Genomic DNA, 22696 nt, shown 5'->3' with positions numbered 1-22696 from the left:
CTGTTAGAATTGCGCCGAATTTTTATTTTTCTACCGCAAGTAACGCGTGGGGACCCAAGCAGTGACCGATAAAACCTCTCTTAGCTACAAAGATGCCGGTGTTGATATTGACGCGGGTAATGCTCTGGTTGGAAGAATCAAAGGCGTAGTGAAGAAAACGCGTCGTCCGGAAGTGATGGGCGGTCTGGGCGGCTTCGGTGCGCTGTGTGCATTGCCGCAAAAATATCGTGAACCCGTGCTGGTTTCCGGCACTGACGGCGTAGGTACCAAGCTGCGTCTGGCGATGGACTTAAAACGTCACGACACCATTGGTATTGATCTGGTCGCCATGTGCGTTAATGACCTGGTGGTGCAAGGTGCGGAACCGCTGTTTTTCCTCGACTATTACGCAACCGGAAAACTGGATGTTGATACCGCTTCAGCGGTGATCAGCGGCATTGCGGAAGGTTGTCTGCAATCGGGCTGTTCGCTTGTGGGTGGCGAAACGGCAGAAATGCCGGGGATGTATCATGGTGAAGATTACGATGTCGCCGGATTCTGTGTCGGGGTAGTAGAAAAATCAGAAATCATTGACGGTTCTAAAGTCAGCGACGGCGATGTACTGATTGCACTCGGCTCCAGCGGCCCGCATTCAAATGGTTACTCGCTGGTGCGCAAAATTCTCGAAGTCAGCGGTTGTGATCCGCAAACCACCGAACTTGATGGTAAGCCATTAGCCGATCATCTGCTGGCACCAACCCGCATTTACGTGAAGTCCGTGCTGGAGTTGATTGAAAAGGTCGATGTGCATGCTATTGCGCACCTGACCGGCGGCGGCTTCTGGGAAAACATTCCGCGCGTATTGCCAGATAATACCCAGGCAGTGATTGATGAATCTTCCTGGCAGTGGCCGGAAGTGTTCAACTGGCTGCAAACGGCAGGTAACGTTGAGCGCCATGAAATGTATCGCACCTTCAACTGCGGCGTAGGGATGATTATTGCCCTGCCTGCTCCGGAAGTGGACAAAGCCCTCGCCCTGCTCAATGCCAACGGTGAAAACGCGTGGAAAATCGGTATCATCAAAGCTTCTGATTCCGAACAACGCGTGGTTATCGAATAATGAATATTGTGGTGCTTATTTCCGGCAACGGAAGTAATTTGCAGGCAATAATTGACGCCTGCAAAACCAATAAAATTAAAGGCACCGTACGGGCAGTTTTCAGCAATAAGGCCGACGCGTTCGGCCTTGAACGCGCCCGCCAGGCGGGTATTGCAACGCATACGCTCATCGCCAGCGCGTTTGACAGTCGTGAAGCCTATGACCGGGAGTTGATTCATGAAATCGACATGTACGCACCCGATGTGGTCGTGCTGGCTGGTTTTATGCGCATTCTCAGCCCGGCGTTTGTCTCCCACTATGCCGGGCGTTTGCTGAACATTCACCCTTCTCTGCTGCCGAAATATCCCGGATTACACACCCATCGTCAGGCGCTGGAAAATGGCGATGAAGAGCACGGTACATCGGTGCATTTCGTCACCGATGAACTGGACGGTGGCCCGGTTATTTTACAGGCGAAAGTCCCGGTATTTGCTGGTGATACGGAGGATGACATCACCGCCCGCGTGCAAACCCAGGAACACGCTATTTATCCACTGGTGATTAGCTGGTTTGCCGATGGTCGTCTGAAAATGCACGAAAACGCCGCGTGGCTGGATGGTCAGCGTCTGCCGCCTCAGGGCTACGCTGCCGACGAGTAATGACCCCGTAGTTAAAACGCCAGCTCTGCCGCTGGCGTTTTTCAATTCACCTGTAAATCGCAAGCTCCAGCAGTTTTTTTCCCCCTTTTCTGGCATAGTTGGACATCTGCCAATATTGCTCGCCATAATATCCAGGCAGTGTCCCGTGAATAAAACGGAGTAAAAGTGGTAATGGGTCAGGAAAAGCTATACATCGAAAAAGAGCTCAGTTGGTTATCGTTCAATGAACGCGTGCTTCAGGAAGCGGCGGACAAATCTAACCCGCTGATTGAAAGGATGCGTTTCCTGGGGATCTATTCCAATAACCTTGATGAGTTCTATAAAGTCCGCTTCGCTGAACTGAAGCGACGCATCATTATTAGCGAAGAACAAGGTTCCAACTCTCATTCCCGCCATTTACTGGGCAAAATTCAGTCCCGGGTGCTGAAAGCCGATCAGGAATTCGACGGCCTCTACAACGAGCTGTTGCTGGAGATGGCGCGCAACCAGATCTTCCTGATTAATGAACGCCAACTCTCCGTCAATCAACAAAACTGGCTGCGTCATTATTTTAAGCAGTATCTGCGTCAGCACATTACGCCGATTTTAATCAATCCTGACACTGACTTAGTGCAGTTCCTGAAAGATGATTACACCTATCTGGCGGTGGAAATTATCCGTGGCGATACCATCCGTTACGCGCTGCTGGAGATCCCATCAGATAAAGTGCCGCGATTTGTGAATTTACCGCCAGAAGCGCCGCGTCGACGCAAGCCGATGATTCTTCTGGATAACATTCTGCGTTACTGCCTTGATGATATTTTCAAAGGCTTCTTTGATTATGACGCGCTGAATGCCTATTCAATGAAGATGACCCGCGATGCCGAATACGATTTAGTGCATGAGATGGAAGCCAGCCTGATGGAGTTGATGTCTTCCAGTCTCAAGCAGCGTTTAACTGCTGAGCCGGTGCGTTTTGTTTATCAGCGCGATATGCCCAATGCGCTGGTTGAAGTGTTACGCGAAAAACTGACTATTTCCCGCTACGACTCCATCGTCCCCGGCGGTCGTTATCATAATTTTAAAGACTTTATTAATTTCCCCAATGTCGGCAAAGCCAATCTGGTGAACAAACCACTGCCGCGTTTACGCCACATTTGGTTTGATAAAGCCCAGTTCCGCAATGGTTTTGATGCTATTCGCGAACGCGATGTGTTGCTCTATTATCCTTATCATACCTTTGAGCATGTACTGGAACTGCTGCGTCAGGCTTCGTTCGACCCGAGCGTACTGGCGATTAAAATTAACATTTACCGCGTGGCGAAAGATTCACGCATCATCGACTCGATGATCCACGCCGCACACAACGGTAAGAAAGTCACCGTGGTGGTTGAGTTACAGGCGCGTTTCGACGAAGAAGCCAATATTCACTGGGCGAAGCGCCTGACCGAAGCAGGCGTGCACGTTATCTTCTCTGCGCCGGGGCTCAAAATTCACGCCAAGCTGTTCCTGATTTCACGTAAAGAAAACGGTGAAGTGGTGCGTTACGCGCACATCGGGACCGGGAACTTTAACGAAAAAACCGCGCGGCTTTATACTGACTATTCGTTGCTGACCGCTGATGCGCGCATTACCAACGAAGTACGGCGTGTGTTCAACTTTATTGAAAACCCATACCGTCCGGTGACATTTGATTATTTAATGGTGTCACCACAAAACTCCCGCCGTTTGTTGTATGAGATGGTGGACCGCGAGATCGCCAACGCGCAGCAAGGGCTGCCCAGCGGTATCACTCTAAAGCTAAATAACCTTGTCGATAAAGGTCTGGTCGACCGTCTGTATGCGGCTTCCAGCTCCGGCGTGCCGGTGAATCTGCTGGTTCGTGGAATGTGTTCGCTGATCCCTAATCTGGAAGGCATTAGTGATAACATCCGTGCTATCAGTATTGTTGACCGTTACCTTGAACATGACCGGGTTTATATTTTTGAAAATGGCGGCGATAAAAAGGTTTATCTTTCTTCCGCCGACTGGATGACGCGCAATATTGATTATCGTATTGAAGTAGCGACGCCACTACTCGATCCACGCCTGAAGCAGCGAGTACTGGACATCATCGACATTTTATTCAGCGATACGGTCAAAGCGCGTTATATCGATAAAGAACTTAGTAATCGCTACGTTCCCCGCGGTAACCGCCGCAAAGTGCGGGCGCAGTTGGCGATTTACGATTACATCAAATCCCTCGAACAACCTGAATAACCCTATGCCAATACACGACAAATCCCCTCGTCCGCAGGAGTTTGCTGCGGTCGATCTTGGTTCAAACAGTTTCCACATGGTTATTGCCCGTGTGGTGGATGGCGCTATGCAGATTATTGGTCGCCTGAAACAGCGGGTCCATCTGGCAGACGGTCTGGGGCCAGATAATATGTTGAGTGAAGAGGCAATCACACGCGGATTGAACTGCCTATCGTTGTTTGCTGAACGCTTGCAGGGATTTTCGCCTGCCAGCGTTTGTATTGTTGGCACCCATACGCTGCGTCAGGCGTTGAATGCTACTGACTTTTTGAAACGCGCGGAAAAGGTCATTCCCTACCCGATTGAAATTATTTCCGGTAATGAAGAAGCCCGTCTGATTTTCATGGGCGTGGAACATACCCAGCCGGAAAAAGGTCGCAAACTGGTTATTGATATTGGCGGCGGATCTACGGAACTGGTGATTGGTGAAAATTTCGAACCGATTCTCGTTGAAAGCCGCCGGATGGGTTGTGTCAGCTTTGCCCAGCTTTATTTCCCTGGCGGGGTCATCAATAAAGAGAATTTTCAGCGCGCTCGCATGGCGGCAGCACAAAAACTGGAAACTTTAACCTGGCAATTTCGAATTCAGGGCTGGAACGTGGCAATGGGCGCTTCCGGTACCATAAAAGCCGCCCATGAAGTGTTAATGGAAATGGGCGAGAAAGACGGGATAATTACCCCGGAACGTCTGGAAAAACTGGTAAAAGAAGTTTTACGTCACCGTAATTTCGCATCGCTGAGTTTACCGGGTCTTTCCGAAGAACGGAAAACAGTCTTCGTTCCTGGACTGGCGATTTTATGCGGTGTGTTTGATGCTTTAGCCATCCGTGAACTGCGCCTTTCTGACGGGGCGTTACGCGAAGGCGTACTGTATGAAATGGAAGGACGTTTCCGTCATCAGGATGTGCGTAGTCGCACCGCCAGCAGCCTCGCCAACCAGTATCACATCGACAGTGAACAGGCCCGACGGGTGCTGGATACCACTATGCAAATGTACGAACAGTGGCGGGAGCAGCAACCGAAGCTGGCGCATCCGCAACTGGAAGCGCTACTGCGATGGGCCGCCATGCTGCATGAGGTCGGATTGAATATCAACCACAGCGGTTTGCATCGCCACTCCGCTTATATTCTGCAAAACAGCGACTTGCCGGGTTTTAATCAGGAACAGCAGCTGATGATGGCGACGCTGGTGCGCTATCACCGTAAAGCGATTAAGCTCGACGATCTGCCGCGCTTTACCTTGTTTAAAAAGAAACAGTTTCTGCCGCTGATTCAGCTATTGCGTCTTGGCGTCTTGCTCAACAATCAACGTCAGGCAACCACCACACCGCCAACATTAACGCTGATTACCGATGACAGTCACTGGACATTGCGTTTTCCGCATGACTGGTTTAGTCAGAATGCACTGGTACTGCTTGATCTGGAAAAGGAGCAAGAATACTGGGAAGGCGTGGCTGGCTGGCGATTGAAAATTGAAGAAGAAAGTTCACCTGAAATAGCTGCTTAATGCTTTGCGGGCCGACGAGAAATGTCGGCCCTCGCTGTTCAGGCACTTTCGCGAATGGGTTCGATTTCATTCAGCGTATCAATTAACGGTTGCGGCTTACCAATAAGATAACCCTGCATATAATCTATCCCTAAAGAAAGCACCGCCTCGCGGATCTCTTCGTTTTCAACGTACTCTGCCACTACCAGCATTTTCTTCATTCGCGCCAGGTGACAAATCGACGCCACTATCTGGTAATCCAGACTATTTGACACAATATTGCGGATAAAACTGCCGTCAATTTTAAGGAGATCGGCATTCACATTTTTAAGCCGCGCATAGCTGGCGTAGCCGGTGCCGAAATCATCAATCGCAATCTGGCAGCCTAATTCCTGAAGATGCTGCAAGGTGATTTGCGCCTGCTTAACATTGGTCAGCGCATTACTTTCGGTGACTTCAAAAATAAGTTGCCACGCTTCAATCTGGTATTTAGCCAGCAGCTGACTGACTTCAACGGGAAAACGAGCCTGACATACCGAGGTTGGCGACAGATTAATCGCAAAACGGTGAGCGGGCATCTTCGCTCTGTTTTCAGCCATAAATTGCAGCGTATGCTCAATGACCCACATGTCGATACTCGACGATAAACCAAATTCGTGCGCGACCGGCAAGAAGCTGTCGGGGCTGATCAGTTCATCATTATCACCTTTCATGCGCAGAAGGATCTCATGGTAGACATCACCACGCATACCGGTAATCGGCTGGGCCATCAGGAAAAAATGGTTGTGTTCCAGCGCCTGCTGTAGCCGATTCATCATCGCGACTTTATCTTTCAATTCGCGTTGCAAATACATTGCCCCGCGACGCTGCATATTTTCCGGGGCGTTGATCACGATGGAAAGTTCGGCGACCGTATTTAGCTCTCCCAGCAGTAAGTAGATATGATTCACTGGCGAGCGCACATAGCAGTAACTGACGCCAATCTGCGGTTGCATCGGCATTCCATCCCAAAAGAAACGAAATTGCTTGAGATGGCTATCCAGTGCGGTAATGCGCTCCTGGTGCGATTCTGTATTCAGTCGCAGCGCGAGATCGTTACCCGAAAGCTGATAAACATCTTCACCCGGTTCCAGCAATGGTGACAGCCAGTGAGAAAGTTTTTGCTTGTATTGAATCCGTAGCATGATGCCATAGTTCTTAACCAGCATTTCCATGCCGGGGATGCGTAAATAACAAAGCGCAGACCAGGGGGCATCACGCAACGCGCGATTCAGGGCGCGAACATTTGGCAGATGAACCACCGGGTCCACATACGCAAGCCGCTGAATGCGTCTGACTACCGCTCGCTGACGGGTTGCCAGTACAGCCATATAATTGACAATAAAAGAGAATACCAGATAACTGGAGGAGGTTATGGTCAGTTGCGTGGTATAGCCAGGATAAATGGGAATGTAATTTTGATAGCTGTGGATGCTGATCATCAGCACGACCGCCCAGAGCAGCGAAATCAACTTATAACCATAGCGCATGGCTCCCCACATCATCAGGGGTAGCAATAATGACAAGGTATAATTGGTGCTGAAAATCGTGCTTTTTTCATTTAACGGCATGCATAACAGCAACAACAACGCACCTAATGCCAGTAGCCAGAGCGCGAACTCTTTTTTGGTGACTTTGACATCAACTTGCTGTTTTAATTGCGAATAATAGCTGCGTAAATAAAACGGATTTCGCACCACCCGAATGATGAAGTAGCACAGCGGAACACCAATCAGATTGCCCACCAGTAAGGCCTGATAATTGATTAAGGTCCCGAGGTTAAAAGGCATGACGCCGACCAGATTTTCTCTGCTCGCCAGTAATCCAACAAACGCAGCAAATTGGAAAAGTATTAGAAACAGCGTTGCAGGAAATACAATCTGCCAGAATATACGCTGGGCAATTAAACGGGTATCACCATGTGAAACGTTGTTACGCCGGGGAGTAAAGACCCTGTAACCGCCCCAACAGAGAATGATAATGATAATAAAATTAGCTGTTAATGAGAGCGTTTCGTAAATACCCAGCTCTGCATATTTGCGGACAAAAATCCCTAAGGCGATCCCTGGCAATGCCGCCCAGCTGAAAAACATCATCATGCTGATCATCAGTGCCAAAGGCAGGTAAAAGAGAAAAACCTCACCGGAAGAAATATGCGCGAAAGTATTAATATGGGCGAAAATGGGCAAGATGAAAGAAGGCAGGAACAGCGGAAGCCCCCACCATTTATCACGTATTTTTATATAGGTTGCATTCAGTTTCATAGATGCTCAGCAGAATCCCCCACATCCTGAAGGAGGTGTATTCAGACAGGCATCCCACCTGACTTCGAATGATGATTATTCATCACTATAGAGAGCATTGATTCTAAGTGTCATATGAAAGTTCCAATTGATATATATCAAACAAAATAACCCTGATTAATGAATTATTACGTTTATCATGTTAATTCATCATTATTACATCATCATTGTAAATAATTAAATTAACTTCCATAACATTAAAATATGTATCCACTGACGCTTTTTTACATAACGAAGAATTGACCATTTTGTCCTGTTGTGCCTTAATGTAAGTACCGTCCACGGCGTGGGACATACTTCAAGGAACCTTTTGTGAGTCAGGCAACCAGTATGCGAAAACGACACCGATTTAACAGTCGCATGACCCGTATCGTACTGCTCATCAGCTTTATCTTCTTCTTTGGCCGCTTTATCTACTCGTCCGTCGGTGCCTGGCAGCACCATCAGAGCAAAAAAGAAGCTCAACAATCCACACTCTCCGTCGAATCACCGGTACAACGTTAGCGGTTACCTTCTCCACCTTCACTGAACATAACGGCACCTCGCTGTCGGATGCAGTTGCTCTTTGAGATTATCAAAGCGGCAGATATTCTTTCATCTTAAATTTTACGTCTTTGTCCTGACTGATGTTTATCCTGTTTGGCTGCGAAATAAATATAAAATTAATACATATGTTTTAATGATGTATTTTTATAAATTATTTTCCACATGAATTTTAATAAATTTAATCTATTCCTTTATACGCAATACATTTACTTTCCTCTTTTGATGATCTTAAATGTCTTATTTTTCGTAATGTGTATAACAAGGAATAGTGATGAAATTTAAAAAATGTCTTCTGCCTGTGGCAATGTTAGCGTCATTCACTCTGGCAGGATGCCAGTCAAATGCTGATGATCATGCCGCCGATGTTTATCAAACCGATCAACTGAATACCAAACAAGAAACTAAAACCGTTAATATTATTTCCATTCTTCCCGCAAAAGTTGCCGTAGACAACTCCCAAAATAAACGAAACGCACAAGCCTTCGGCGCGCTTATTGGTGCAGTCGCTGGCGGTGTTATCGGCCACAACGTGGGGTCTGGCAGCAATTCCGGAACGACGGCAGGTGCAGTTGGCGGCGGAGCTGTTGGCGCGGCAGCAGGTTCTATGGTGAATGATAAAACCTTAGTGGAAGGTGTTTCTCTAACGTATAAGGAAGGCACCAAAGTGTATACCTCCACCCAGGTGGGTAAAGAGTGCCAGTTTACGACAGGTTTAGCCGTTGTTATTACCACGACGTATAACGAAACGCGTATTCAGCCAAATACCAAATGTCCTGAAAAGAGCTAATAATCAGGAGGAGTCATGAAGAAAGTTTTTCTTTGCGCCATCTTAGCCTCCTTAAGCTATCCGGCTATCGCCTCATCATTGCAGGATCAACTCTCTGCTGTCGCAGAAGCGGAACAGCAAGGTAAAAATGAAGAGCAAAGGCAGCATGACGAATGGGTCGCGGAGCGCAACAGGGAAATCCAGCAAGAGAAGCAACGTCGCGCAAACGCCCAGGCCGCCGCTAACAAAAGAGCGGCAACGGCAGCGGCAAATAAGAAAGCTCGTCAGGATAAACTGGACGCCGAAGCCACTGCGGACAAGAAACGCGATCAAAGTTATGAAGATGAGCTACGCAGCTTAGAGATTCAGAAACAAAAACTGGCGCTGGCGAAAGAAGAAGCCCGCGTTAAGCGAGAAAACGAATTTATCGATCAGGAACTGAAGCACAAAGCTGCGCAAACCGATGTGGTGCAATCTGAAGCTGACGCAAACAGGAATATGACTGAAGGCGGTCGCGATCTGATGAAAAGCGTGGGCAAAGCAGAAGAGAACAAATCGGACAGCTGGTTTAACTAAGCGATGTCAGTAACTTCAATCCTATGATTCGTGAGTATAAAAAACCCTCTGTAGTAACAGAGGGTTTTGCTAATTCATAGTGCAGGGATCAAATCATTCCCACTCAATAGTCGCCGGTGGCTTGCCGCTGATGTCATACACCACGCGGGAAATACCGTTCACTTCATTGATAATGCGGTTGGAAACGCGACCAAGGAAATCGTACGGCAGATGCGCCCAGTGTGCGGTCATAAAGTCGATGGTTTCGACGGCACGCAGAGACACAACCCAGTCGTATTTACGACCATCGCCCATTACGCCAACAGAACGTACCGGCAGGAACACGGTAAACGCCTGGCTAACTTTGTCGTACAGGTCCGCTTTACGCAGTTCTTCAATGAAGATGGCATCAGCACGGCGCAGCAGGTCGCAGTACTCTTTCTTCACTTCGCCCAGCACACGAACGCCAAGCCCTGGTCCCGGGAACGGGTGACGGTACAGCATGTCGTACGGCAGGCCCAGCTCCAGACCAATTTTACGCACTTCGTCTTTGAACAGCTCTTTCAGCGGTTCAACCAGGCCCATCTTCATCTCTTTCGGTAGGCCGCCCACGTTGTGATGAGATTTGATGACGTGAGCTTTACCGGTTGCAGACGCGGCAGATTCGATAACATCAGGGTAGATAGTACCCTGCGCCAGCCACTTCACATCTTCCAGTTTCAGCGCTTCTTCATCGAATACTTCAACGAAAACGCGACCGATGATTTTACGTTTTGCTTCCGGATCGTTTTCACCAGCCAGCGCTGACAAGAAGCGATCTTCTGCCGGAACGTGAACAATGTTCAGACCAAAGTGATCGCCAAACATATCCAGAACCTGCTCTGCTTCGTTGAGACGCAGCAGGCCGTTGTCGACGAATACGCAAGTCAGGTTTTTGCCGATTGCGCGGTGCAGCAGCATTGCAGTCACAGAGGAATCCACGCCACCAGAGAGGCCGAGGATCACTTTATCGTCGCCTACCTGCTCGCGGATACGGGCTACTGCATCGTCGATAATTTTCGCTGGCGTCCACAGGGCTTCACACTGGCAGATATCACGCACAAAACGCTCCAGCATGCGCATCCCCTGGCGGGTGTGAGTCACTTCCGGGTGGAACTGTACGCCATAGAAGCGTTTTTCTTCATTTGCCATGATGGCGAACGGGCAGCTTTCGGTGCTGGCTACGGTGATGAAGTCGGACGGGATAGCGGTAACTTTATCGCCGTGGCTCATCCAGACATCGAGCAGAGGTTTACCGTCTGCTGTCAGAGCATCTTCGATACCGCGAACCAGTGCGCTGTCGTTTACGACTTCAACCTGCGCATAGCCAAATTCACGTTCGTTAGAGGCTTCAACATGACCACCCAGCTGCATTGCCATGGTCTGCATACCATAGCAAACGCCGAATACCGGTACGCCTGCTTCAAAGACATACTGCGGCGCACGCGGGCTGTTTTCTTCGGTGGTGCTTTCCGGGCCGCCGGAAAGAATAATGCCGCTTGGATTGAAGTCACGAATTTGTGCTTCTGTCACATCCCACGCCCACAGTTCGCAGTAAACACCCAGTTCACGCACGCGGCGCGCAACCAGTTGGGTGTACTGAGAACCGAAGTCCAGAATGAGGATGCGATGCTTATGAATGTTTTCCGTCATTGACGCTTATTCCGAGGCAAGTGAAACAGATAATATAAATCGCCCGACATGAAGTCGGGCGAAGAGAATCAGGAGCCCAGACGGTAGTTCGGGGACTCTTTAGTAATGGTCACGTCGTGAACGTGGCTTTCCTGAATGCCCGCACCGCTGATACGTACAAACTCCGCTTTAGTACGCAGTTCGTCGATAGTACCACAGCCGGTCAGGCCCATACAGGAGCGCAGGCCGCCCATCTGCTGGTGAATGATCTCTTTCAGGCGACCTTTATAGGCTACGCGACCTTCGATACCTTCCGGCACCAGTTTGTCGGCAGCGTTGTCGCTCTGGAAGTAACGGTCAGAAGAACCTTTGGACATCGCGCCCAGAGAGCCCATCCCACGGTAAGACTTGTAAGAACGGCCCTGGTAGAGTTCGATTTCACCCGGGGATTCTTCCGTACCCGCCAGCATGGAACCTACCATCACCGCGCTTGCACCAGCAGCGATAGCTTTCGCGATATCGCCAGAGAAACGAATACCACCGTCAGCGATAACCGGAATCCCGGTGCCTTCCAGGGCTTCTACTGCGTCAGCAACGGCAGTGATCTGCGGTACACCGACGCCAGTAACAATGCGGGTAGTACAAATAGAACCTGGGCCGATACCCACTTTAACGGCACTGCAACCGGCTTCTGCCAGCGCGCGGGCACCTGCAGCTGTTGCCACGTTGCCGCCGATGATTTGCAGGTCAGGATATTTAGCGCGAGTTTCACGGATACGCTGCAGAACGCCTTCAGAGTGACCGTGAGAGGAGTCGATCAGCAGAACGTCAACGCCTGCGGCAACCAGCGCATCAACACGCTCTTCGTTACCCGCACCTGCGCCAACCGCTGCACCTACACGCAGACGGCCTTGTTCGTCTTTACAGGCGTTCGGTTTACGTTCCGCTTTCTGGAAGTCCTTCACAGTGATCATGCCGATCAGGTGGAATTCATCATCAACCACCAGCGCTTTTTCAACGCGTTTTTCGTGCATTTTTGCCAGCACCACTTCACGGGCTTCGCCTTCACGCACGGTTACCAGACGCTCTTTCGGCGTCATGTAAACGCTAACCGGCTGGTTCAGATCGGTAACAAAACGCACGTCACGACCGGTGATAATGCCGACCAGTTCGTTTTCTTCGGTCACAACCGGATAGCCTGCAAAACCGTTACGCTCGGTCAGCTCTTTCACTTCGCGCAGCGTCGTGGTTGGCAGAACAGTCTGCGGATCGGTTACCACGCCAGATTCGTGTTTTTTCACGCGGCGAACTTCTTCAGCCTGGCGTTCAATGGACATGTTTTTGTGGATAAAGCCGATACCGCCTTCCTGAGCCAGGGCGATAGCCAGGCGCGCTTCCGTTACGGTATCCATTGCTGCGGAGAGCATAGGGATATTCAGACGAATAGTTTTCGTCAGCTGGGTGCTGAGGTCAGCAGTATTCGGCAGAACGGTAGAATGAGCAGGAACGAGGAGAACGTCGTCAAACGTCAGAGCTTCTTTAGCGATACGTAGCATGGGCAATATCTCGACCAGAGTGGTTAATAAATATTGCCGCGGCATTATACAGAGCGTAACCGATTGCATCTACCCCTTTTTGCAAAAAATGCTTGCTATCCCCGGAGGGCGGGTTACTATCGACTGAATAACCTGCTGATTTAGAATTTGATCTCGCTCACATGTTACCTTCTCAATCCCCTGCAATTTTTACCGTTAGCCGCCTGAATCAAACGGTTCGTCTGCTGCTTGAGCATGAGATGGGGCAGGTGTGGATCAGTGGCGAAATCTCTAATTTCACACAACCGGCTTCCGGTCACTGGTACTTTACGCTTAAAGACGATAACGCCCAGGTGCGCTGCGCGATGTTCCGCAACAGCAATCGCCGGGTGACCTTTCGCCCGCAGCATGGGCAACAGGTTTTAGTTCGTGCCAACATTACGCTGTATGAACCGCGCGGCGATTATCAAATTATTGTCGAAAGTATGCAGCCCGCCGGTGAAGGTTTGCTGCAACAGAAGTACGAACAGCTTAAAGCGAAGTTGCAGGCTGAAGGGTTATTCGACCAGCAATTCAAGAATCCGCTACCGTCACCTGCGCACTGCGTGGGCGTTATCACCTCAAAGACCGGTGCTGCACTGCACGATATTTTGCATGTGTTGAAACGCCGCGATCCGTCTCTGCCAGTGATAATTTACCCGACCGCCGTTCAGGGCGATGACGCACCGGGGCAAATCGTTCGCGCCATTGAGCTGGCGAATCTTCGCAACGAGTGCGACGTATTGATCGTCGGGCGTGGCGGTGGTTCGCTGGAAGATTTATGGAGTTTTAACGATGAACGCGTGGCACGGGCGATTTTTGCCAGCCGCATTCCGGTGGTCAGCGCCGTTGGGCATGAAACCGATGTGACGATTGCCGACTTTGTTGCTGATCTACGTGCGCCAACGCCGTCAGCCGCCGCCGAAGTGGTGAGCCGCAATCAGCAAGAGTTACTGCGTCAGGTGCAGTCTGCGCAGCAACGGCTGGAAATGGCGATGGATTACTACCTCGCCAACCGCACACGACGTTTTACGCAGATTCATCACCGTTTACAGCAGCAGCATCCACAGCTCCGGCTGGCGCGTCAGCAAACCACGCTTGAGCGTCTGCAAAAGCGGATGAGCTTTGCGTTGGAGAATCAGCTTAAACGCGCCGGTCAGCAACAGCAGCGATTAACACAGCGGCTGAATCAGCAAAATCCGCAGCCGAAGATTCACCGTGCGCAAACGCGGATCCAACAGCTGGAATATCGTCTCGCTGAAACACTTCGCGCACAGCTTAGCGCCACGCGCGAACGCTTTGGTAATACAGTGACGCACCTCGAAGCGGTGAGTCCACTCTCCACGCTCGCACGCGGTTATAGCGTTACCAGCGCCGCTGATGGCGCAGTGCTGAAACAGGTTAAGCAGGTGAAAGTGGGTGAGACACTGACCACTCGCCTGGGCGATGGCGTAGTGATCAGTGAAGTGAGTGCTGTGACGAAAAGCCGCAAGCCGCGCAAGAAAACCTAATGACGCATTGCGAATCTTATTTACATCTTGGCCCCCATTTACAGACCCGTTAAGACTACTGGAAGCAGGTCGCAAACCCCGCAGTACTGGATGCCTGAATACCGCAGTTTTGTGTCCCCGCCCCTTCATCCATGCCACAATAGAACGAACCGGCCCGATCGGTAGAGAAATAGGGGAAGCTTATCGATGATGGCCATCCCAGCGTGCTAAAGCTGCTATGTAACGACTGTAAATCGGTATAGCTCGGTGCTCTACTAAAGTCACCGCACTGCTTTGCAATATCCCATTTTTGAGCATCGATCACATGTGCCAGCGCCCAGATTTCATTATTCACCGTTGGCGCTACTGCCGCTGTAGCCCCTGACGGCAACTCTGATTTCAATAGCGGGCGATGTAACGTCTTGCCACTTACGGTGGCGGTATCCGCCATATGCCCCCAGAAATACGCCGTGGCGACATTCGGACTGGTCGGCACGGTGAAAATCGTGTCCAGCGTCGCCGTTATTGTGGCGTTATCCGTCAGCGTCACCGTCAACGGCGTTTTATATCCTGGCGTATTATCCTGACGAACGGTAAAACTTGCCGTACCGTCCGCCCCTGTCACACCGTCGACCGTATTCCCACTGTCAACCAGCGTTACCACCGTCCCGCTGGCAGGTTGTACCGTCATATCATCCATCGCCGCAATATCACCATACAACGTCGCCCCGCTGTTGCGTGGCACGGCTTCACCACGTTTTAAGGTGAAAGCGACATTCGGTACCGGCTTCCCGGCGCTGTCTTTTACGGTAACAACGAGGGGCACGGCTTCACCTTTTTTTACCTTCGCTGCCTGCGTAGTAGCATCTATCGCCGTCGATGTCAGCGTGACGCTGGAGACGGTCGCGCGGGGATTGACCAGACATCCCTGATACCCCGTACTCGCCGTCGACGACTCAAAACCATTATTCAGACTGACAACCAGGGCATTCCCCTGCTTGTTATCCAGTGCCCACCATGCATACTTCGTAGACCAGCCGATTTGAGTCGTCAGCGTGTTCCCCGGATAGCGCGCGTAGAGCGATAATAAATCATCGCTCAATGGCCGACGTGCCGCTTCACAAGGACTGAGGCTGCTATCTTCCCTTTGCGTTGCCTTAAACAACGGCCACACTTCATTGTTATCCGTCACCTGACTGACTCCGGCGCTCGACGGCAGCTCTTTCAACAATTTAGGCCGTTCAAAGACCACGCCGTTTTCCGCCGTTACCGTATCCGGCATATGGCCCCAGTAGGTCGCCATTGCGGAATCCGGGCTGGTGACGACGGTAAAGATCGTATCAAGGACGCTGGTAGTTGCGACATCTCGCGCCAGTATAGCGGTGAACGGAATGGCCAGGCCGATGGTCTCAGGCTGTTCAACATTGAAAGTGGCCGTACCATCACTGCCGGTGAAACCTTGCCATTGCGTATCGTGTGCGGCCAGAGAAAACTCCGCCGACACAGGTGTCAATTCTGTCAACGTCATTGCATTTGCCGGCGTGCCCACTCCTGCTCCTGAACGGCTCATCGCTGAACCACGCCTGAGCGTAACGGCCTCTCCCGCCACCGGGTTGCCATCACGATCTTTGACCGTCACCACAATTGGCAGTGGGTTACCTTTTTTCACTGACGCGCTGGGTCGCCCGCCATTACTGAGGGTTCTGGCGTTATCCATTGCGGATGACGTCAACATTACGCTGACGCCTGCCGGATGCGGCTTCGCCAGGCAAAGCATCAGCGCGTTGTTTGCCGAGCTCTTCGCGATATCTCCTGCGCTCAGGCTGACAGTCTGATACTGCCACGTATATAAATCCGGCATGACCATATCATAAGCCCACCACTTGCCTGCATATATCGGCAGCCCCAGGTCAGTCATTATCGCGCCGTTGGGATGATCATTATACAAATCCAACAATTCATTACTGCGCGGTTGATTCTCCAGCGGACAATCTGTCGATGTTAAATTTTGAACGTTGCTCATATACGACCACACTTCACCATTGCCGTTAGTGCTAATCGATGACCCTGAAGTCGCTTCGGCTTTCAGGAGCGGTCGTCTGAAGGTGACGCCTGCCGAACTGGTAAAGGTGTCCGGCATGTGTCCCCAGAATTTCGCGCTCGGTGAGTCCGGGCTGGTTATCACCGTGTAGATAACATCCAGCGTGGCGGTTTTGGTTGTATCGCGCGCCAGCGTGACGGTTATCGGTGTCGCCAGACCTGTCGTGGCATTCTGGCTCACTTCAAAGGTGGCTGTGCCATCACTGCCCGTTGTTCTGAGCACTTTTGCCCCATTTGCCGTCAGCACAGCGTCACTGTTCGCGGGTATCAATGACTTCACGGTAAGATCGTCCGCACTCGAGTTAACGGTTGCTTTCGAGCGATCCAGCGTCGTTTCACGCGTGAGGGTAAAGTCGGCGTAGGGTACCGGATTCCCGGCGCTATCACGTACGGTCACCGTCAGCGGAATCGTCTCCCCTTTCTTCGCTACGGCGCTCGGTCGACCACCATTACTGGCCGTTTTTGCCGCATCTTGTGCTGTTGAAGTGATCGCTATCATCGCCGGAACGGTATGCGGTTCCACCAGGCACATCACTACCGCCGTATAACTGGACGGTGCCTGAACTGTCTGACCATTAACGAGTGAAAACGCCTGGTTGCTCCAGCTACTGCCAGAAACCGTCATCATGTCGTAGGCCCACATATACCCGGCGGAAGTCGGCAAGCCGAGCACCGTGCCCAACTGGTTGTTAGGGTAATCCGCATACAACCCCTGCATGTCAGTCATCAGCGGTTGATAACTCTCATCACAACCCGCCTTGCTGGCATCCGTTTTCTCCGTTGCTGTCAGGCGCGACCAGACTTCATTATTGGTCGTTACCGCCGTACCACCAGAAAGTTCAGCTTTGAGGAAAGGCCGTTTGAAGGTGACGCCCTTGCTGCTGGTAAAGGTTTCCGCCATATGCCCCCAGTTGGCCGCCAGCGGTGTATCCGGGCTGGTGACGACGGTGAAGATCACTGGCAAGGTGTTCGACGACACGCCGGTATCGTTCAACAGAGCATAAAAGTCGGTTTTGAGTCCGGTGGACGCATCCTGTCGGAGTGTCATCGTGGTGGTTCCGTCTGGCCCGGTCACGCCATACAGAATGGTCGATGCAGTGGTATCCACCGTCGTACCCGACGCAGTCGTGACCGACACTTTCTGCGATGTTGACGCCACATTTTGGCGATTGACCGGGTTAGCGTGTTTCAGGGCAAACGGCGTATTGCCGACTAAATTCCCCTGTGCATCTTTAGTCGAAATGCGGATCGACACGCTATCGCCTTTCTGCACTTTGATCGCGCTAAGCGTACTGTCAATGCTGACAAATTGCGCGGGGTCTGAGGCCTCCAGCGTAATCTGGCTAGCAGCCGTCAACGGCGTTGTGCGGCAGGTTTGTAGCACGACTGTGTTCGTCGAGATTTGTGAGACTGCACCAGTATTCAGTTGCACCACATTGTAGTAACGGCTCCCTGTTTGCGTATCACTCGGGGTATTGGTGAGATAGGTCGTTTTTACCGGCCATCCCTGCACCGTACTCATCACATTACCGCTATTGGCGTCATACAAAGACTTCAGTCCATCCAGCGTCGGCATATAATCTGTACCACACCCATTCATGCTGGTGTCAGCCGACTGAGTCCAGGTGAATCTTGCCCAATCTTCACCGTTTTCAGCCGTAGAATTTCGACCACTGGTGTTACTCAGCTCTTTCAACAACAGTGGTCGTTTATAGATTGTACCGTCGGAGGCCATCACCGTTTCGGCCATATGTCCCCAAAAATTCGCTTTTGGCGAATCCGGGCTGGTCACGACAGTAAAGACCACCGGTAGCGTCGCCTTGACGCTGCTGGACGTATCCAGTTTTGCCGTGAGATCGGTTCTTAACCCGGTACTGTTATCCTGTTTCAGGGTAAATGTCGTTGACCCGTCTGCACCAGTCACGCCGTAAATCGTTTCACTCGTCGACTGGAAATTATTTCGCGTATTTCCCCAAGCATCCGTCACCGTCAGCGCGCCCACGCTCGCGGTTGCTGATGCGTTAGCCCGACTCACGCTGTTGGCACGCGTCAGGATAAATGCCGTATTGCCCACCAGGTTGCCTTGCGTATCTTTGGTGGTGACGCGCACCACGGATTCTTCGCCTTTTTTCGCTTTTACCACGTTATAGGTGGTATCCAGCGTCGCCGGATCTGCCGCTTCCAGCAGAATTTGGCCCACCGTGGTTACCGGCGTGGTCTGGCAGGTCAGCAGTTGCAGCGCCGTTGATGACACTGCCGCACTCGTGCCATTGCTGAGATCTACCGCCTTGTAGTTACGCTGCTCCATGCTGCCGTTGTCGGACGTGTTGGACAAATAGCGTGTTGCCACCGGCCAGCCCTGCACGGTTTTCATGGTGTTGCCCGCATTATTAGCAAACAGTGACGTCAGACCGGCTTGAGTCGGAATATAGCTGGTTCCACAGCCACTATACGTCGTGGAAGAACTCGCATAATTAATGTTAAACAACGCCCAGTTTTCATTGTCTTCAGACGTCGATGTTCGCCCAGTCTGATAGGCCAGTTCCTTCAACAACAGCGGGCGTTTAAATACCGTACCGTCCGCAGCCGTCACCGTTTCCGGCATATGCCCCCACATTTTCGCTTTGCTACTATCCGGGCTGGTGACCACAGTAAAGATTGTATCCAGGCTGTCTTTTTTTGTTGGATCGGAATACAACGTCGCCGTCAGCGCCGTTTTGGTGCCGTGAGTATCCGGGCGGGTAATATTGAGGATTTTGCTGCCGTCGCTACCGGTCATGGCAGTATAAAATCCCGCGGTGTCGTTCAACGTCGTTTCATCCGCCAGCCCACTGTTAATCACCACCGGTGCCACCAGCGCATCGCCACTACCGGCAATATGTTTTTCGCCCGTGCGGGTATAACCGTCTCCGCGACTCAGTTTAAATGGCATATCCGTGAGCGGATTACCCTGCGCATCTTTTACCGTTACCTTAACCCGTAGCGTTTCGCTTTTTTTCAGCTTCGCCGCGTTATTTCCGGCAGCCCACTGTGCGTTATCAACCACATCCAGCGTAATGCTGCTGGCAGGTTTGTTCGCCGTCGTCAGGCAACTGACGTAAACCGGCGTATCGCCGCCGATGGCCTGTGCGCCGTTATCCAGGGCAATGGTGTAATTGTGCGGCGTTAAATCCGCGGGGGAACTGCTCCAGTAGGGCTGACGCTGCGTCGGCCAGCCGTGTGTGGCTTGCACCGCATTACCGTTATTAGCGTCATAGAGCGCACTGAGCTGGGAGCGGCGCGGCAGCATATTGGTTCCGCAACCGCCTTTACTGGTAATGGCCGTACTGGCCTGGCTAACGCGCGCCCAGACTTCGTTTTTTTCCGTTAGTGTGCCATCCGGACTGGCGATTTCTGCTGCCAGCTTAGGCCGGGTAAAGGTTAATGAATCAACGGTAATCGTTTCATCCATATGGCCCCACATCTGCGCCCCACTAACATCCGGGCTGGTTGGGGTGGTAAAAATAACATTGTAATTAATGGCATTTGGTAGATGGGAATTGACCGGCGTAATGCTCAGCACGGTTCTTAACCCCACCCCCTGGGGTTGCTCTATTTCGACCGTTGCCACGCCTTGTGCATCTGTCGTACCCGTATAAACCATCGACGGCTGCGATGTGCCGTATTGCGTGCCATTCATCGAGATTGCGCCGCTGCTCGGGTCATCAAACCCGCTCACCAGCCCCGCTCGGTTATACCCCATGCCTTTAGTGATGGTGAAGGCAGTAAAGGGAACGGGGGTATTATTGAGCGCGTTAACCGTACGCACGGTCATCACGACGGTGTCTCCCACTTTGGCCTGCGCTTTGGTGCCAGGGGTGACATCGTGATCGGTGCTCACTTCAACCTTCGCGACCATCTCATTGCCCGAACAGGAGAGGTAATTTCGCTTAAAGCCGGGGTAGCTGTCGACGTTTCCGTTCGCCAAATTCACCGATGAATGCGTGGCTTGCTCCACCGCGCTTAGGTAGTTCTGTTGTGCGGTGGGCCAGCCATACTCAGTGCCAATCGCGTTACCGGGATGGGCTGAAAAAAGGCTTTCCAGCCCACTCTGACTTGGCGTATGGCCGACGCCGCATTCAGCCTGCATACTGGTGTCTTGATCGAACAGCGCCCAGTCTTCGTTATTTTCCCGCACCGATCCCAGTTCATGCTCAGTTTCATCCGCCAGCACTGGGCGTTTGAACAGACTGCCAGATACAACAATGCCGCGCATATGGCCCCACATCCGCGCCTTGTCGCTGTCCGGGCTGGTGATCACAGTAAAAATCACGTCTTTGGCATCTGTAGCCGTAAAATTGCTGCGCATTTTCGCCGTGATATGGGTTTTCACGCCTGCGCCGTCGGGCTGACTCAGGGTTAGCGAAGCCTGACCGTTGACATCGGTCATGCCTTCATAGGTGTGAGCATCAACCTGTTGCAAATTCGAACCACCAGTAATCTGCACCGGATGGGCTTCCCAGGCGGAATCGGTTTGATTTTTGCGGTTAACGCCGTCATCCAGATGCAGCGAGAAGTAGTAATACGCCAGTGGTTGATCGTTATTTTTATTGTCGGTGATCGTCAGACGCATCGTGGCGTCTTCGCCCACCTGCGCTTTCATCGCCTGTGCCGTATCATCATAGTTTTCGGGCGTAAGGACGATTTTCGGTTCGACATCAGGCGCGGGTTTATCCACGCAGCTTACAAGAAACGGGGTGCTATCCGGCTTTTGCGTTTCACCACGGTTAGAGACATCCGCCGCATGGTGCTGCCCGGTGGTGCCCGCCAGCGATGACCAGTAATAATCCCCCTGCATCGGCCAGCCAAGGACTGTCTGCACCGATGTGGGGATAACGGTCGCCAGCGCGCCGAAGTGGCGCATGCCGGGCAGCACGGTGCAGTGGTTATCTGCGCCGCTCCAGGTGAAGGTGGACCAGGTTTCGTTGTGATCGACGACCGTGGCGCTTTCATTGCTGACTTCTGCCGCCAGCTTTGGTCGACTGAAGGTGTAACCGTGGGCTTCTACCGTCTCCGCCATATGGCCCCACATCGTAGCCTGCGCCACGTCCGGGCTGGTGAGTACGGTAAAAATCACTGCGGTTTCGCTGGTTTGCGCAATGCCGGAAATGCTGACCACCAGAGGCGTTTTGACGCCAGGGCCGTTCGGTTGGCTCACCGTGATGGTGGCCGTGCCGTTGGCATCAGAAGTGCCATAGTATTCGGTTGCCGTCGTCGTTAACTCAGTGCTATCCAGTACCACTGGCGCAGTATTATTCACCGCCCCCTGGCGATTTTCAGCATCTTTACGTTTGATAATAAACGGAATATTACCCGCGACGTTGCCCTGACAATCTTTAGTCGTGACGGTGAGCGTGATGGTGTCGCCAACGGTGGTTTTTGCCGCCGCGATCGTTTCGTTAAAACCACTGGCGCTCACCGAGATTAAGTCGCCCTGCGCGGGTGCGATGTTAAGGGTCACTTTCTGGTCCACCAGCGCCACCGTCCCCGCATAGGGATACCCGGTCGAGGTCAGCAGGTAGAGCAGTGGGAGGGTTTGCTGCGCATCAATCTGCGGCCAGGCCACCAGCGAGCGTCCGGCCAGCCCCTGAGCGCAAAAGCTACGGTTAGCAATGGGTTGTGGGTTAAGGGGCACATCGGGCGTGGCGGCATCGGCCCACACCAGGCTGACGGTAGGGGGTGTTTGATTTTCCCAGCGCAGCGCAGGTGGTGTGGAAAACTGGTCGCCGTCATTGTCCTGAGGATTAGCGACAATCAGGTTAGCAGCGTCATCGTCAACGCTAAATTCATTCGGTTTAGCAGAAAACCCGACATCATGAGATTCAGCAGGATTAAGCTGAACACTGCCCTGATAGACGGGTACGCTGGCGCTGTCGGCAAAAGGAACGGTTCCGTTAAACTCGCCTGTAGAATCAGGATATGTCTGCCATTCCGCCCCTGCCCGTGCAAAGTCAGACAGCATAAAAGCTGCCAACATGCCCAGAAGCATAATGATTTTCCCTGGTTTCAGACATACCGACATGTAGAAAACTCCAGCATGATAAACAAAACATCAACCTGTTTTGCTTAACGCGTCGCTAAGCAAAACAGGCGGAAAACAGCATTCCCGTATG

General features: G+C 51.8%; 13 protein-coding genes. 8 read left to right on the top strand and 5 right to left on the bottom strand.

Annotation, left to right across the window (positions count from 1 at the left end):
• Window positions 1-61: 61 nt before the first annotated feature.
• The 4 genes from purM to ppx all read left to right on the top strand — a co-directional run bounded on the left by purM (window position 62) and on the right by ppx (window position 5521).
• A complete protein-coding gene (purM, locus tag BEB54_RS11595) occupies window positions 62-1099 on the top strand; it encodes a phosphoribosylformylglycinamidine cyclo-ligase (protein WP_001295474.1) in 1038 nt (345 codons plus the stop codon).
• Window positions 1099-1737 (top strand): phosphoribosylglycinamide formyltransferase, encoded by a 639-nt coding sequence (gene purN, locus BEB54_RS11590; RefSeq protein ID WP_001028614.1) that lies wholly within the window; start codon window positions 1099-1101, stop codon window positions 1735-1737. The genes purM and purN overlap by 1 nt, the downstream gene beginning before the upstream one ends.
• A gap of 171 nt (window positions 1738-1908) precedes the next feature.
• Entirely contained in the window at window positions 1909-3975 is a 2067-nt protein-coding gene (ppk1, locus tag BEB54_RS11585; protein WP_000529576.1) for a polyphosphate kinase 1, read from the top strand.
• A 4-nt stretch (window positions 3976-3979) separates the two neighbouring features.
• Window positions 3980-5521 (top strand): exopolyphosphatase, encoded by a 1542-nt coding sequence (gene ppx, locus BEB54_RS11580; protein WP_032184874.1) that lies wholly within the window; start codon window positions 3980-3982, stop codon window positions 5519-5521.
• Between the two features lie 38 nt (window positions 5522-5559).
• On the opposite strand, the gene pdeF is transcribed toward ppx, so the two are convergent.
• Both pdeF and BEB54_RS28990 read right to left on the bottom strand, forming a co-directional pair.
• On the bottom strand, window positions 5560-7803 hold the full coding sequence (gene pdeF, locus BEB54_RS11575) for a cyclic-guanylate-specific phosphodiesterase PdeF (RefSeq protein WP_105282196.1): 2244 nt from the start codon (window positions 7801-7803) through the stop codon (window positions 5560-5562).
• Between the two features lie 181 nt (window positions 7804-7984).
• Window positions 7985-8137 carry a hypothetical protein gene (locus tag BEB54_RS28990; RefSeq protein WP_000017552.1) on the bottom strand — a complete coding sequence of 51 codons (153 nt, stop codon included), beginning with the start codon at window positions 8135-8137 and terminating at the stop codon, window positions 7985-7987.
• A 17-nt stretch (window positions 8138-8154) separates the two neighbouring features.
• Between BEB54_RS28990 and BEB54_RS11565 the strand changes: the two genes are divergently transcribed.
• The 3 genes from BEB54_RS11565 (at window position 8155) to BEB54_RS11550 (ending at window position 9730) form a co-directional block, all read left to right on the top strand.
• Window positions 8155-8346 (top strand): YfgG family protein, encoded by a 192-nt coding sequence (locus tag BEB54_RS11565; RefSeq protein ID WP_000076001.1) that lies wholly within the window; start codon window positions 8155-8157, stop codon window positions 8344-8346.
• Between the two features lie 310 nt (window positions 8347-8656).
• The gene (locus tag BEB54_RS11555) at window positions 8657-9175 is read left to right on the top strand and encodes a glycine zipper 2TM domain-containing protein (protein ID WP_001295476.1); all 519 of its coding nucleotides are present in this window, start codon (window positions 8657-8659) and stop codon (window positions 9173-9175) included.
• 15 nt (window positions 9176-9190) lie between these two features.
• Window positions 9191-9730 (top strand): DUF5384 family protein, encoded by a 540-nt coding sequence (locus BEB54_RS11550; protein WP_000755178.1) that lies wholly within the window; start codon window positions 9191-9193, stop codon window positions 9728-9730.
• A 93-nt stretch (window positions 9731-9823) separates the two neighbouring features.
• On the opposite strand, the gene guaA is transcribed toward BEB54_RS11550, so the two are convergent.
• Both guaA and guaB read right to left on the bottom strand, forming a co-directional pair.
• Window positions 9824-11401, bottom strand: coding sequence for a glutamine-hydrolyzing GMP synthase (guaA, locus tag BEB54_RS11545; protein ID WP_000138270.1), 1578 nt, complete (start codon window positions 11399-11401; stop codon window positions 9824-9826).
• A 68-nt stretch (window positions 11402-11469) separates the two neighbouring features.
• A complete protein-coding gene (gene guaB, locus BEB54_RS11540; protein ID WP_001299507.1) occupies window positions 11470-12936 on the bottom strand; it encodes an IMP dehydrogenase in 1467 nt (488 codons plus the stop codon).
• Between the two features lie 161 nt (window positions 12937-13097).
• Between guaB and xseA the strand changes: the two genes are divergently transcribed.
• The gene (xseA, locus tag BEB54_RS11535; RefSeq protein ID WP_105271458.1) at window positions 13098-14465 is read left to right on the top strand and encodes an exodeoxyribonuclease VII large subunit; all 1368 of its coding nucleotides are present in this window, start codon (window positions 13098-13100) and stop codon (window positions 14463-14465) included.
• 55 nt (window positions 14466-14520) lie between these two features.
• On the opposite strand, the gene BEB54_RS11530 is transcribed toward xseA, so the two are convergent.
• Window positions 14521-22605 carry an adhesion domain-containing protein gene (locus tag BEB54_RS11530; protein ID WP_105282195.1) on the bottom strand — a complete coding sequence of 2695 codons (8085 nt, stop codon included), beginning with the start codon at window positions 22603-22605 and terminating at the stop codon, window positions 14521-14523.
• Window positions 22606-22696: the final 91 nt, after the last annotated feature.

The sequence above is a fragment of the Escherichia sp. MOD1-EC6021 genome (assembly GCF_002965245.1).
Lineage (GTDB): Bacteria > Pseudomonadota > Gammaproteobacteria > Enterobacterales > Enterobacteriaceae > Escherichia > Escherichia coli_F.
Note: the sequence above shows the minus strand (reverse complement) of the source record. Positions and strands in the feature narration are given on the sequence as shown.